Raw genomic sequence first — 13,708 nt, 5'->3', positions numbered from 1 at the left:
GCAGAAGCTGAGCGGGCGCCCCGTCCGCTAATTGCGATAAGCCCTGTGACATTCCTTACAGGTCTGTGCAACGGCCCCGAACTGAGCCTTGACGGCAGCCTCATCACCGGCGTCGGCAAGATCGCGCAGTTTGGCGCTGGCCGCCTCGAAGGCGCTCGCCGCCGCCATGAATTTGTCCCTTTCGGCCAGCGCCGATGATTTCAGCCGCGTGTCCCCCTGATCGCTTCCCGCAACGGCAAAGGCCGCCCACGGCAGGCCGGCCATCATCGTCACCACCTGGGCATCGGATGCTGCCGCCGCCTGGTCGTAGGGCACGCTTCCCTTGACCATCGCCCCAAGGCTGTTGAAATGATGGCCGTTGACCTTCATCACTGCCCGACGGTAGGCGATGGCCTCCTCGGGTTTGGCGAACTGCCCATAGGCCACCCCGATCACTACCAGAAAACTGACCGCACATCCCAAAAATTTGAAAACGGCTTTCATGATCTCTCCTTTCCGTAAGTGGTTGGCCGGAAGAATCCGGCGGGGCCGGGGGAGTTTGAAACGCGGCAGCCTCCGCCGAAGCGGGTCACCCCGCCCCCCGAACCTTCAATCAGGCGTCAAAGCCGGGGCACCCGGTCATGCGGGCGTGCTTGCGGCTTGTCGGGTATTGGCGGCAAATCTCCGGTTTGACGTCATGAATCCCGCAGACCCATCGATTCCCGGAGGCATTCGATTTCAGAAAGGGGCAACTGGCCGCCAATTGGCCGGTGGCCGGGTCCACCCAGGCCCGGTAGGTCGGCTGGGCGTCGGTGCGGCGGTAAACCCCCACCCAGCGAAGAATATCGCTGCGCCCCATGGACTGCCAGCGGGCGACATCGGCGGCGCCGACCTCGTTGCGGTAATCCAGATAGCGGCAGCACTGTCCGCACTGACGGCAGGAGAAGCGGTGCATGCCGGCTTCGATGCGAACCCCGATCTCGCCGGTGTCGGGTGCCACTGCCGGAAAAGCCCGGGTTTGGAAGACCCGGGCGCAGACTGCCGCCAGCTTTGCGGGTTCTAGTCGGGCCCGCACCAGCGCCTCGCAGAGATGCGCCAGCAATTCCCGCCCCTCCAGCCAGCGCATCTTTTGGCGGCCGCAAACACTGATCCAGACGCCTCTTTTGCGGATCTCTGGCCGCAACCGGGTCTCGCGGTCCGAAACCAGCCGCAAAACCTCGCAGAACAGCAGAAGCTGCGGCGCATACTGCCGGAAATCACGGCAAATCGCTTCCACGGCCTGCTCGCGAGTCAAAAAAACGGTTTCGCTTTTCATCGCGCCGCCCTCCGTAATGGCTCGGGCAGGTCGATCCGGGCCTCTCAGAATCGATGCAATCCTAAAACCCATTGGGTAGCGGCAGAAAACGGTGCTGCGGGTCGGAAACGCCGGCCTGCACGCGCCCGAAATTTTGGGCGCGTCCGGCTAAAATTGCCGCCCCTCTTGTTTTTAGGACCCACCCGTGGCATTTATAGGTCGTTTTTTTTAAACTCTGTTTAAAACCCGGCGGCACGTTTGCGCCACATCCATCAAGGAGGCATTTTATGAAACCATCGGTTCACACAGCCCTGGCAGCCGTCTTTTGCCTGATCCTGGCCTCGGTGGCCTGGGGGGCGTCACCCAAATTCGGCGTCGTCGATTTTCAGCGGGTGCTTCAGAATTCCAAAGCCGGCAAGGCCGCCAAGGCTGAAATCGAGCAAAAAGGAAAGGCCATGGAGGCCGAACTCAAGACCAAAGGCCAGGACCTGGAGAACCAGAAGAAGCGGCTGGAGGCTGAAGCCCAGGTCATGACCAAGGAGGTCAAGGAGGAAAAAGCACGCGCGTTCCAAAGCCAGGTGAACGACTTCAACCAGCTGCAGAGACGCTATGCCAACGACTTCAAAAAATTCGAGGTCGAAAAGCTCAAACAGATCCAGGACGCGGTGACCGGCTTATTGGAACAAATCGCCAAAAAAGAGGGGTACGCCATCATTTTCGAACGCAGCCGGGTGCTATACCACCAGGAAGCCCTGGATCTCACCGACAAGCTGATCCAACTCTACGACAAGCAGTAGGGCCGCGGCGAAAGATCCGGCCGCAGCCTGCTTGCCCCTTTGTCCCAACATCGTTTCCTGCCCGTCCGGGGCGGGAAACGATGGTTTTTTCTGGCACCCCAGCTGGCGGTCAGCGAAATCCGGGGTAGAGCTTTTGGGTGCAGGCGGGACACAGGCTGTGGCTGAAATCCGCCTCGCTGTGGTGCCGGATGTAGTTTTCAACCGGTTTCCAGCGGCCGTCGGTATCCCGGATGCGCTTGCAGGAGGAACAGATGGGCAGAATTCCACGCAACCCCTTGATCCTGCAAAGCCGCGCTTTCAACCCAGCCAGATAGGCGTCCCGCTGGCGTTCAAAACGGTACAAAAACCAGCCAGAGAAGGCCGCCGAAGCCCCCAGCAGGACCCCCAGGAAGACCTGAAAAAAACGAAAAAGGCTCTGTCTTTTCTGGAATTCGTGGCGCAGCTTGTTCTGGAAGCGGTCGGAGGCGCCGGCAAATTGCGCCAGGGCGGCGCGGTAAGCCTGGTCTTCCGACCCATCGCGGCCGTTGCGCGCGAAGGAGGCAAAACGCTCGCGGGCCAGCCCCCGAAAGTGGTCCAGCCGGACCGCCAAATTTTCGATATCCGGGCGAATGGCCGGATCGGCGGGCGGAATCATCCTACCGTCGGGGTTGATCCCGCCGGCCAGCATGGCGCCGGCATACCATGCGGCCCGATCCAGATGCCCCATCACATCTTTGGCTTCCCCCGAACGGTTGCCGATCAGCATCTCTTCCAGAAAAAGGTTGGCGATGGTGGCCTCCAGACGGATTTCCAAGGCCGTCTCCAGCAGCGCCAGGTGATCTTCGTGCAGCCGGTCCTCGACGCGAAAGCTGTAGCCCACGGTGCCCGTCAAGAGCACCGCCGCAGCTAGGACCGCCAAAAATCTCTCCACTGGAAAGCGCATGACCGCAACGGATGGTTCCGGATTCATCACGACAATCCTTTCGGGGGCGAAGAAAGGAGAGTCTGAATGATTTTTTCGTATTTCATAACAATTTCACTATACTCAAGTTTACCTCTTTCTGACAAGCTTCTTTTCAGATCCCCCGGGCGGGCTGGGCGCGCCTGCAGCCGTGCCACCTGCTGGCGGAGCATATTGCGCAGCAGACGGTAAGGGCCTCGGCAGGTGGGGGGGCGCCAGTCCGCTTTCGCTGAAAAAGATCCAGGCCAGCAAAACCGCCGGCGGGATCCAGGCACCCGGTTAGGCCCCGGGGGGTTGCACTGGCGCGGTCACCGCCGCTGACACGAAGCAGTTGGACGGCAGGTCCGGGTTCCAGCCCATCTCCCGCTGCATCTGGCAGCACTGGGCGAGACTGTGGCCACGGCCCTTGCCGGTGTCGGCCTCCCCGTCGCGCGGGCTGGCGCCGACTTCGGGGAAAAAGAGGTTGGCACCTGCCAGCAGCGAGGCGCTGTGGGGTTCATGGGTGCAGTGCGCCTGGGGGACATCACCCATCACCAGGCGCGAGACCGCCACCATGCGGGCCATCTCCAGTTCGCTGATCATGCCGTGGACGGCCATCGGGGAGCCCGCAAAGTTGATTCGACGCATCACCCCACTGTAGGTGGCGCCGTAATCACGGGCCAGGAACATCAACCCAACGATCTCCTCCAGCGGGTGTTCGGGACCCACCGGCTCGACGCAGTTCATCCAGCGCAGCCCCACGTCCCGGAGGATCTGGATGGTGTGGATGCGTTTTTCAGGCTTCAGCGGCGTATCCCGCCCTTCGCCCAGGCGCACGGCGTGGTAGGCCCCCACAAAGCCGGCGTCCAGGAGCGCCTCGCCCTCTTTGTGGTTGATGTCGCGGGTGTTGGCCACCAGCGGCACGGCGACCGTTTTTTTCAGCAGGCGGCCGATCTCCAGCAGCCGCTGGAAGGAAAAGGTGCCGGTGGTCATGATGTTCAGGCCGTCGGCATTTTGCGCTGCGGCCTGACGTGCCCAAGCGACGATCTGCAGCTCCTCGAATTCAACCGCCTCTGTGAAGATGCCCACCCGGGTGGAAAGCGAGCAGAACTTGCAGTCCAGCGGGCAGGGCGCCAGATTGACGCCGATGTGAAAATGGTTTTCACCCTTATCGCCAAATTGCTGGCGCGACATGCGGTTGGCGGTCTCCATCAGGGCGTAAACCGCGCGCGTCTGAAGCGGCAGACGTAACAGGGTAAGGGCCTCGTCGCGGCTGATGCCGCCAAAGCCGCCGCCTTTGTCGAGAATGTCGCTGATCGCGGGGGAAATCTGCCAGCCCATGGGCAACTCCTTTCGTCAAGGTCATGGCCGGGACTGCCACGGGGGTGGCAACCCCGGGGGTTTTCGGCTATGTCGTGGGCCGGGTGGTTTCCTTACACGGGCAGGAACGATGCCGCGCAACTTCCCTCGGCGCCACTTCCCGAAAGGGGGGGCGTCGCAAACGGGTGAACCCCGCCAGCGCGAGCCCCCCGTCCGGTCAGACGGCAAATTTTTTGCGCCGGCATCAAACCCGGTCCAACGCCGCCGCATCATAATTCAGACAGGACCGGAATTCAATCTTCCCCGGTATTCCGGACGGCCACCCGCAGTTTGTTGCCGGCGGCCCCTTGCGGCCTCCGCCGCGGGGATCTACTATGCGGGGAAAGACGGCGGTTTGCCGGCAGAAATAGCGCACGCCATCCGGAGGACATCTTCCATGAAAAAAGAGGACCTGCAGGCATCCGTCCGGACCTGCAGAACATACGCAGGCAAGGCCATGGAATTCAGGCAACAGCTGCCCGGGCTGGTGGACGAGATTCTCAGACACGGCGATGCGCCGCCAGACCACCACCACGTCACCTACGAGCCGATCCCCACCCGCGAGTCGGTGATCGAAATTCTCCAGCTGATGCGCGAGATTCTTTTCCCCGGCTTTTTCTCCCCCGAAAAGGTCGATCCCGTCAACCTGCGCTACAGCATGGGACGCAGTGTTTCGATGGTCTATGATTTGCTCTGCGATCAGGTCTGCCGCAGCCTGCGCCACGACTGTTTCCGCTACGACCAGGCGTGCAGCAACTGCGAGGGGCGCGCCGGCGAGATCGCCCTGGAGGTGATCCGGGCCATTCCCGGCATTCAGAAATTGATGGCCGCAGACGTGGCCGCCGCCTATGAAGGCGACCCGGCCGCAAAAAGCTACGATGAGATCATCTTCTGCTACCCCGGCATCTACGCCATCTGGGTTTACCGGGTAGCCCATCAACTCTACAATCACGACGTCCCGCTGCTGCCCCGCATCATGACCGAACACGCCCACAGCCTGACCGGCATCGACATTCACCCCGGCGCCAGAATCGGGGCGCGCTTCGTCATCGACCATGGCACCGGGGTGGTCATCGGCGAGACCACCAAGATCGGCGACAACGTCCGGATCTACCAGGGGGTGACCATCGGCGCGTTGTCGCTGCCCAAAGAGGCGGTGGCGCGCCTGCGCAATCGGAAACGCCACCCAACCATCGAAGACGATGTGATCGTCTACTCGGGGGCCACGATCCTGGGGGGCGAAACGGTGATCGGCAGCCGTTCGGTGATCGGCGGCAACGTCTGGATCACCGACTCGATTCCGCCGGACACCACGGTTCTGATGGAAGCCCCCAGGCTGCAGTACCGCTGAGCAAGGGCGGAGTGCGGGGCGCCCCGCCCTGCCGAGAGAGGAAAACCCCATGAAGATTTTTGCCGACGTGCAGCACACCATCGGCGGCACCCCGCTGGTGGCGCTCAACCGCATCGCCCACGAGGTGGACGCCCGCATCCTGGCCAAACTGGAATTCTTCAACCCCCTGGGCAGCGTCAAGGACCGCATCGCCGCGGCGATGATCGACGCCGCCGAGGCCGCAGGCCGCATCGGGCTCCACACCCTGATCGTGGAGCCCACCAGCGGCAACACCGGGATCGCCCTGGCCTTCATCTGTGCGGCCAAGGGCTACCGCCTGCGCCTGACCATGCCCGAAACCATGAGTGTCGAGCGCCGCAAGCTGCTCAAGCACCTGGGCGCCGACCTGCTGCTGACCCCGGGGGACAAAGGCATGGGCGGGGCCATCGCCGCTGCGGAGCGGCTGCTGGCCGAAAATCCCGGCGCCTTCATGCCCGACCAGTTCAAAAACCCGGCCAATCCCAGAATTCACCGGGAAACCACGGCCGAGGAGATCTGGCGCGACACCGACGGCCAGGTGGACCTGGTGGTCGCCGGGGTGGGCACGGGCGGCACCATCACGGGCGTCGCCCAGGGGATCAAGGCCAGAAAGCCGGCCCTGCGGACAGTGGCCGTGGAGCCCGAGAATTCCCCGGTGCTCTCCGGCGGTGCGCCCGGACCCCACAAAATCCAGGGCATCGGGGCGGGTTTCATCCCCGAGGTGCTCGACCGCAGCGTGATCGACGAGGTGCTGACGGTCAGCGACCAGACCGCGTTTCAGACCGCCCGCCGGCTGGCCAGACTGGAGGGCATCCTCTGCGGCATTTCTTCCGGGGCTGCCATTGCCGCCGCCCTTGAGGTCGCCCGGCGCCCGGAGAACGCCGGCAAATGCATCGTGGTGATCCTCGCCAGCACCGGCGAGCGCTATCTCAGCACCGAGCTTTTCATCGACTGATCCTGCCGGCCGTCAGGAAGGGCTTCCCGCAGGATGATTTTGCTTGACAGCACCGGGGGCTTTCCGCTTAGTTGAAGCGTCGTTTGCGACCTTGGCGCCCCACCCGCGGCGGCACCCCAAGGGCATTGCCTGACCCAGCCGGTCCTAACAGAGTGTATTTGGGATGACGAACGCCGAACCGGATTCCGAAACCAGCGAAGCCCCCCTCTGGACTTTCGTTCCGCCGGGCGACTACCGGGTGCCCAGCGACACGGTTAAAAACAACCTGCGGACCCGGGTAACGGCCTTCTGGCGCAATCTCCGCCAGCCGGATGCAGCCGAGGCGCGCCCACCCGCCGAAGCGGACCAACTCGAGGCGCTGCCGGCACGGCTGCTGGACGAGATCGCCCCCCCCGACGAATGGCCGGGGGCCGTTGCCGGGCTGGAGGAAGCTCTGGACGCGCGCGCTGCCGACCGGGATGACGGTACTGCCATCGGCATCATCGGAGCGCCCTTTTCGGGGCATACGCAAGCCCTGGCGGCGGTGGCCGCCCGCAGGCGATGGGCCCGCATCCCACCGCCCACAACCCGGGAGATCATCTTTACACCTGATGACTGGATTGACCGCATCCGGCAGACGGCCACCCGGTCGCCTTGGGTGTTGTTGGGGCTCGAAAAGTGTTTTCTGCGGCACCCCCGCGGACTGCAGGCGGTCCGGCTGCTGCTGGCTGATTTGACCGCCGGCCGTCTGGGACAGGGGGCCGTCACCTGCGGCAGCTGGGCCTGGGCTTATCTGGAGGTGGCCGCCGGGGCGGGCATCCTGCCGGTGCTGACCCCCCAGGCGCTGGAAGGCGAGCGGCTCTGGCGCTGGCTGGCACGGCTGGCCGGTCCCCAGGCGAGGGCCGGCTGCAGCTTCCGCCTGGGCGACAGCCAGGAGGCCTTTTTTCCGGATCCCCAGACCCGGGCTGACAGCGGGGAGCAGCCGGCGCCGCCCGGCGACTACCTGACCCTGCTGGCGGCCTGCAGCCGCGGCATCGGCGGGGTGGCCCGCGCCATGTGGCGCCACAGCCTCCGCAGGATGCCCCCCGATGCGGATACCGAGACGACACGTAACGCCGACGCTGATGCGGGGGACCGGCAGCAGGTGATCCGGGTGCTGCCCAAGATTGCGCCCCTGCTGCCGTCCGTGCCTTCTGTGGAACGGCCCGCCGGCGACTTCGTGCTGCACAGCCTTCTGCTTCACGACGGACAGCCGGAGGAGCTCCTGCTTGAGCTGCTGCCCCTGCCGCCCTTCACCATCATGCAGACCCTGGGCAGGCTCCAGAGTGCCGGCGTGGCGGTTCAAGCGGGCGGTTCCTGGCAAGTGGCGCCATTGGCCTATCCCGCGGTCAGGCGCCATCTGGAAGAGCGCAACTTCCTGACGGACCCGTTTTAGGCAAACCCCATGACCCCAGGCACACTATCGAGCATCATCCACATCACGTGGGACCGCCTTTTGCACGTGGCCGTGATCGTCGCGGCCGGCTGGGCCGCCATTACGATCATCAAACGGGTGCTGCCCCGGCTGGCGGAAAGGCTTCCGGGGCGCCAGCGGCAGCAGGTGCTGGGCTCGGTCCAGGTGCTGCGCCTGCTGATCATTTTTCTGGTGGTCTTCCTATCGGTTCCGCTTCTGATCGATCCCACCTTCAAGAACATCTTCGCCCTACTGGGGGCCCTGGGGCTCGCCCTCGGTTTCGCGCTCAAAGACTATGCCAGCAGCCTGATGGCCGGCATGGTCGCGGTCTACGAGATTCCCTACCGGCTGGGGGACTGGGTCGAAATCGACGGCTGCTACGGGAAAGTCACGTCCATCGGCCTGCGCGTCATCGAAATCGTCACCCCCGACGACACCACGGTCATCATTCCGCAATCGAAACTATGGACCGGCCTGGTGGCCAACAGCAACAGCGGAACGCAGTACCTGCAGTGTGTCGCCGATTTTTACCTTCACCCCCGGCACGACCCGGCGGCCGTTCAAAGCGCCCTTCACGACGTGGCCTTGACGAGCCCCTACGTGCAGCTCAAGCGGCCCGTCGTCGTGGTCGCCCAAGAGCAGCCCTGGGGGACCCACTACCGGCTGAGGGCCTACCCGGTGGACCCGCGCGACCAGTTCCAATTCATCACCGACCTCTGCGGCCGGGGGAAAACCACCCTGATGGCGCTGGGGGTCGAATTTGCCGCGGTCAGTGCGGTGCCGCCGCCGTCCTGAAAGGATCCCGACGGCCGCCGGGCACAGCAAACCGTTTTGCAGCAAATCCATGAAACACCGCCGCCTCACCTATATCCTCCTCGGGCTGGGGCTGATCGGTGGGCTGACCCTAGCGGCCGCCTTCTGGCAGTCCGACCGGCTGCTCAACCAGCTCCTGCGGCCGCTGGTTGAACGCACGGCATCCGCCCGGCTTGCCGCCGAAGTCCGCATCGGACGCATCACCCTGAAGGATGCGGCCATCTTCCTCTCCGGGGTTTCCCTGGACCGCCCAGGCCACTACCGTATTTTGCTGCCACGCACCGCAATCGGGCTGTCGCCCTCGGGTTTACTGGCGCGCCGGATCGACCGCCTGTACCTGTCCCAGCCCGCACTGGAGCTTCAGGCAAGCCCCCAGGTGCCTTCCTCCGATGGGCCCCTCCAGGTTCCGGATTGGGGGGTGACGCGGCTTGAAATCGCGGGCGGCCGCTTCTCATATCGCACCGCCGATGGGCGCTACAGCCTGGATCAGATCCAGGTCGAGACCGGCAGCGGGGCCCCCTTTCCGTTTCGGGCTTCGGCTCGTCTGGGCGAAGCCCCCGGCCTCGCTCTGGAAGTCCGGGGCAGCGGCTCGTGGGGCGCCCGGCAGCGGATCACCCTGGAGCACGTCCAGGTGGGCGGCCACCAGCTGATCGCAGCGCCGCTGCAGGTCACCCTGCCCCAGGCCGACGGCCCGTTGGTCAGCGGCACTTTAGCCCTGGAGCGCTTCGACAGCGGCGATCTGGCCCAGATCACAGCGGCCCTGGGGCTGCCCATCGCCACCGGCGCCTGGACCTTCGAGGTTCTCCAGCCGGCAGCCGATTTTAGCCTGGATACCCGGGGATGGACGGTTGAGCTGCGCGCAGCGGCCGCCGAAATCCGCACCCCGATGGTGCGGCTGCCGCTGGCGGCCCTGACGGCGGCCCTGACCAACGCGGCCACCGGAATCTGGCAGGCGGAGGCCCGCTTTCTGCTGGCCGGTATGGCCCCCGGGCGCTTCAACGCGCAAAATGACGGCGACAGCCTGCGGGGCGACTTCTCCCTGCAGGTCCCCCAGGCCGAAGCGCTTCAGCGGCGTCTGCACGACCAGGAAACTCCCGTGCTGGCCGGCGGTTTGGCGCTGGAAGCCGACTTCGAACTGGCAGCCGGCACCCTCCGGCTGGCGGCCGATTTGAAAGGGTTGCCTGCGGCGATCACGCCGGCGGCAAATGGAATCGACTTGCAGCCGCTGGCGGCGCAGCTGCACCTACGGCAAAATGACGGCGCATTTTCTGGGGATATCGGTCTTCAGATAGACTCCCGCGAGGTGTTCAGGGCCGAGGGCACCCGGGAAGCGCTGCGCTTCCGGCTTCTACCGACCCCCTGGCAAATTCTGGCGGCCGTTTTCGGCCCCGGCCTTCTGCCGGCGTCATTGCGGCCGACCGGTGAAGGGGGGCTAAGCGGCAACATTTCTGCCGCGGGCGTCCTGTCGACCAGTGCCGAGGGGATGCGGCTGCGCCTGGACACATTGGCCGGGCAGAAGCTGGAATTCTTTTCGGCCGACGGCATGACCGGACTGACCGGCGGCCGTTTCACACTGCAGGGCGAGATCGATGCCAGATCCGGCGGCAAGCCGCTGCAGCTTGATCTGAAGGCCCAAATCGCCGCCGACGAGGTCCTGCGGGGAACCTTCTATGCCGATGTTTCCAGGCTGGCGACCGGAGCCGACCTGCGCGCAACGCTCGCACCGGGAGCGCGGCGCCTGGAAGCGCAGCGGATCAATCTAACCATCAACGGTCTGGGAAGCGCACAGCTGGAGGGCCGAATCGCCCCCGGGGCGACCCGGCTCACCGGTTCTTTCGCCGCACCGCAGATGGCGGGCCTGTTTGCGGAGATCCTCAGATCCGTCCTGGGGGAAACCGTCAGCGGCATGGAGACCCTCGGGGTGTCCGGGGCCGTGGCCGGCGACTTTCGGCTGGAGCAGCAGGGCCGCACCTGGCGCACCCGGGGCAGGCTGCAACCCGACGGGTTGGGTCTCACCTGGCCTGCGGCAGGCCTAAGCCTGGAAAAGGCCAGCGGGGTCCTGCCCTTCGCCTTCGCCTCCGATTTCACGGGCAGCGCCGGGGAGCCGGCGGACTTGCAGCCGGGCAGTTTGACCTTTGCACGCTTGGCCGTCGGCCCCCTGGTGCTGGACCCCTCCCCGATCCGGTTGCAGGCGGCGCTCAACCGCCTGGTGATCCGAAGCCCGCTGGTGTTCGGGGTGGCCGGCGGCCGCCTGGAAATTCAGGACGCCGCCGCCGCATATACGCCAAACGGCGCGGACATGAGCGCCCGGATCCGCATTTTGGAGGTGGATCTGCAGCGGCTGACCCAAACCCTGGGGGTTTTGCCGCTGATGGGCCGACTAAACGCCGATCTGGGCAAAATTCGATATGTCGATGGGGTCCTGAGCGCCCCCGGCGCGATGGATATCAGCGCCTTCGGCGGCGATCTTTCGATCCGCGGCATGCGCCTTGAAGCCCCCCTGACCCCCTACGCGAGTTTTTTTGCCGACATCGATTTCACCGCCCTGGATCTTTTCCAGCTCACCCGGACCCTGGCCGTCGGCGAAATGAACGGCATCGCCGACGGTCACATTCACAATCTGAGGCTTTTCGGGAAAACGCCCACACGCTTTGAGGCCGAATTCGCCACCCGCGAGACCGGCAAGCGCAACATCAGCGTCAAGGCCCTCAACAACCTGACGGTCATCAGCCAGGGGGGCGTTTCCCAGGCGCTTTCCCAGGGCATTTACCAATTTATCGATTTTTACCGCTACCGCAAAATCGGCTTGGCCTGCACCCTTGAAAGGGACGTTTTCCGCCTGGCGGGCACCGCCCGCCCCGGCTCGCGCAAATACCTGGTCGATGGCGGCCTCCTGCCGCCGCGCATCGATGTCATCATTTCCAGCCCCAAAATCTCCTTCACGGAAATGGTCCGGCGCCTGCAGCGCATTGAACGCGCCGGCGGATAGCCCCGCTAGCGGCTTGATTTTTCACGCGGGGGGGCGATATACAGAGGTGTCACCCAACACCCGAGCCGGTTGCCGCGGCAGCGCGCACCAAATCCGGCGGCACGGCAACCGGTCTGTCGCTCCCACCCCAACCGTCAAACAGGAGGCCCGCCATGCCAAGGGTGCCCGGAATTTTATCCGCTCTGGCTGTCATCGCGATCATCTCATGCGTGACCATCAACATCTATTTTCCGGCGGAAGAGGTCCGCAGCGCCGCCGACAAAATCGTCCACGAGGTCTGGGGAGAGCAAAGCGGCGCCCCCGACGCGCCCCAATCCGCACCTTCCGAAGCGGGCGGCAAGACCAGCGGCTTGATCCGCTCCCTGTTCGAGGTCCGGTCGGCACTGGCCGCCCAGGATATCAACGTCAGCACACCCGCCATCCGGGCCATCAAAAACGCAATGAAGCAGCGCTCCCAGGAGCTTTTCGTTTTTCTCGATTCCGGCCACGTGGGCATCGGCAGCGACGGCCTGCTCAAGGTGCGCAGCACCGACAACCTCGACCTGAAATCCCGCGGCAGCGTCACGCGCCTGGTGGCCGCCGAAAACACCGACCGCCTCCAGCTCTACAAGGAAATCGCCGCCGCCAACGGCTTTGCCGACAAAGCCGGAGAGGTGCAGGCCATCTTCGCCAACTCGTGGCGGGATCAGGCCCGCCCCGGCTGGTATCTCGAAGGGCCGGGCGGCAGCTGGCGGCAGAAGTAGAGCGGGCTGTTTTTAAAAATCATACTGTACTTTGCCGTCACCGACCTTGATTGCGCCCCGCTTTTTCAGTTGTTCGATGAGTGCCTCAAGTTCACCCATCGAGAGCTGATTGGGAAAAAGTGCCTTGATAGTGCTTCGCAGCGTTTCCAAGGTTCGAGGCTTGCCCGTTTTTCGTTTGGCCAAATTGCCAATGAGGGTCTCAAACTTCCCGGGAACAGACGTGGAATCCGCTGATTTGACCAGCGGGATGTCGGCAATCGATGACGAACGCTGACAGAACACCTTTTTCGCCCTCAGATGTTTAATCAGCGGATCGAACCCGGTGTCCTTGGAGATCACATGAAAAATGGCATCGGGGTTCTCGCCGGCCAGCCTCCCGATGTAATAGGCGATGTGAAAGTCCAGCGCATTGCACCCGCTTCCCTCAATTTGAATGTATTCTGCATTTGACCCATACTGCTGGAGGGAGCGTGCCAAATCAATTGGAATCTTGACTTGATTGGAGCCCAAAAAAACTTTTATTTTGACTGGGTGCCCGTTTAAGAGCCTGAAATTGTCGGGTTGAACATTCTCGAAATCAACCAAGATGAAATTCGTTCTCATTTCATTTGTCTTTCGGAATTGATCAGCCGCAGCGACTTCGAGATGCAGCGCAACGCAGAAATTGGGCTTCTAAGGAACTCACCGCTAATCCACGCAGGTATGGGGTTTTTCGAAGACCGCAGCCTTATCTCAACCGCTTGTTGAGGTTGGCGATTGATGTCCCATCGTCCCGGGCCGAGCATCGCAGCAGCCGGCGATAAAGGCCCTGTGGCTGTCTGAGCGCAAGCGCATTCCACAGGGCCCGTCGGCTGCGAGAAGCGCAGGGCAGCCCGCAGGGGCGCGGGCGGTTTCTTTTGGTTCGTTTTCTTTTCCGCAAAAGAAAATGAACAAAGAACAAGGGGAGTTGTGAATCCCGATCTATCCAGGGGGTACCCTTAAAGGTTCCTTTCTGACAAACACCGCAGCACGCCGGGGTAAAACGCTTTTTGCGGAACCATCAATTTTGGCGGCTCCCCA

12 protein-coding genes are annotated in these 13,708 nt (G+C 63.7%); 7 read left to right on the top strand and 5 right to left on the bottom strand.

Features of this window, described 5'->3' with window-relative positions:
- Nucleotides 1-27: 27 nt before the first annotated feature.
- Nucleotides 28-483: a cytochrome c gene (locus LJE63_08625; protein MCG6906676.1), complete on the bottom strand. Its 456-nt coding sequence runs from the start codon at nt 481-483 to the stop codon at nt 28-30.
- A gap of 109 nt (nt 484-592) precedes the next feature.
- Entirely contained in the window at nt 593-1,294 is a 702-nt protein-coding gene (locus tag LJE63_08620) for a YkgJ family cysteine cluster protein (protein ID MCG6906675.1), read from the bottom strand.
- Between the two features lie 266 nt (nt 1,295-1,560).
- Between LJE63_08620 and LJE63_08615 the strand changes: the two genes are divergently transcribed.
- Nucleotides 1,561-2,070 (top strand): OmpH family outer membrane protein, encoded by a 510-nt coding sequence (locus tag LJE63_08615; GenBank protein ID MCG6906674.1) that lies wholly within the window; start codon nt 1,561-1,563, stop codon nt 2,068-2,070.
- 109 nt (nt 2,071-2,179) lie between these two features.
- On the opposite strand, the gene LJE63_08610 is transcribed toward LJE63_08615, so the two are convergent.
- Complete coding sequence (locus LJE63_08610; protein MCG6906673.1) at nt 2,180-3,019, bottom strand: hypothetical protein; 840 nt, start codon at nt 3,017-3,019, stop codon at nt 2,180-2,182.
- Between the two features lie 270 nt (nt 3,020-3,289).
- Entirely contained in the window at nt 3,290-4,330 is a 1,041-nt protein-coding gene (locus LJE63_08605; GenBank protein MCG6906672.1) for a radical SAM protein, read from the bottom strand.
- A 415-nt stretch (nt 4,331-4,745) separates the two neighbouring features.
- Here LJE63_08605 and LJE63_08600 point away from each other — a divergent pair, with 415 nt between their 5' ends.
- The 6 genes from LJE63_08600 (at nt 4,746) to LJE63_08575 (ending at nt 12,649) form a co-directional block, all read left to right on the top strand.
- Entirely contained in the window at nt 4,746-5,699 is a 954-nt protein-coding gene (locus LJE63_08600; GenBank protein ID MCG6906671.1) for a serine acetyltransferase, read from the top strand.
- A gap of 49 nt (nt 5,700-5,748) precedes the next feature.
- Nucleotides 5,749-6,672 (top strand): cysteine synthase A, encoded by a 924-nt coding sequence (gene cysK, locus LJE63_08595; protein ID MCG6906670.1) that lies wholly within the window; start codon nt 5,749-5,751, stop codon nt 6,670-6,672.
- 163 nt (nt 6,673-6,835) lie between these two features.
- Nucleotides 6,836-8,086: a hypothetical protein gene (locus LJE63_08590; protein ID MCG6906669.1), complete on the top strand. Its 1,251-nt coding sequence runs from the start codon at nt 6,836-6,838 to the stop codon at nt 8,084-8,086.
- Between the two features lie 9 nt (nt 8,087-8,095).
- On the top strand, nt 8,096-8,899 hold the full coding sequence (locus LJE63_08585; GenBank protein ID MCG6906668.1) for a mechanosensitive ion channel family protein: 804 nt from the start codon (nt 8,096-8,098) through the stop codon (nt 8,897-8,899).
- Nucleotides 8,900-8,948: 49 nt separating this feature from the next.
- The gene (locus tag LJE63_08580) at nt 8,949-11,906 is read left to right on the top strand and encodes a hypothetical protein (GenBank protein MCG6906667.1); all 2,958 of its coding nucleotides are present in this window, start codon (nt 8,949-8,951) and stop codon (nt 11,904-11,906) included.
- Nucleotides 11,907-12,058: 152 nt separating this feature from the next.
- Nucleotides 12,059-12,649, top strand: coding sequence for a YdbL family protein (locus LJE63_08575; protein MCG6906666.1), 591 nt, complete (start codon nt 12,059-12,061; stop codon nt 12,647-12,649).
- A gap of 12 nt (nt 12,650-12,661) precedes the next feature.
- Here LJE63_08575 and LJE63_08570 read toward each other — a convergent pair whose 3' ends face one another.
- On the bottom strand, nt 12,662-13,234 hold the full coding sequence (locus LJE63_08570; protein ID MCG6906665.1) for a PIN domain-containing protein: 573 nt from the start codon (nt 13,232-13,234) through the stop codon (nt 12,662-12,664).
- Nucleotides 13,235-13,708: the final 474 nt, after the last annotated feature.

The organism is Desulfobacteraceae bacterium (assembly GCA_022340425.1).
Lineage (GTDB): Bacteria > Desulfobacterota > Desulfobacteria > Desulfobacterales > JAABRJ01 > JAABRJ01.
Note: the sequence above shows the minus strand (reverse complement) of the source record. Positions and strands in the feature narration are given on the sequence as shown.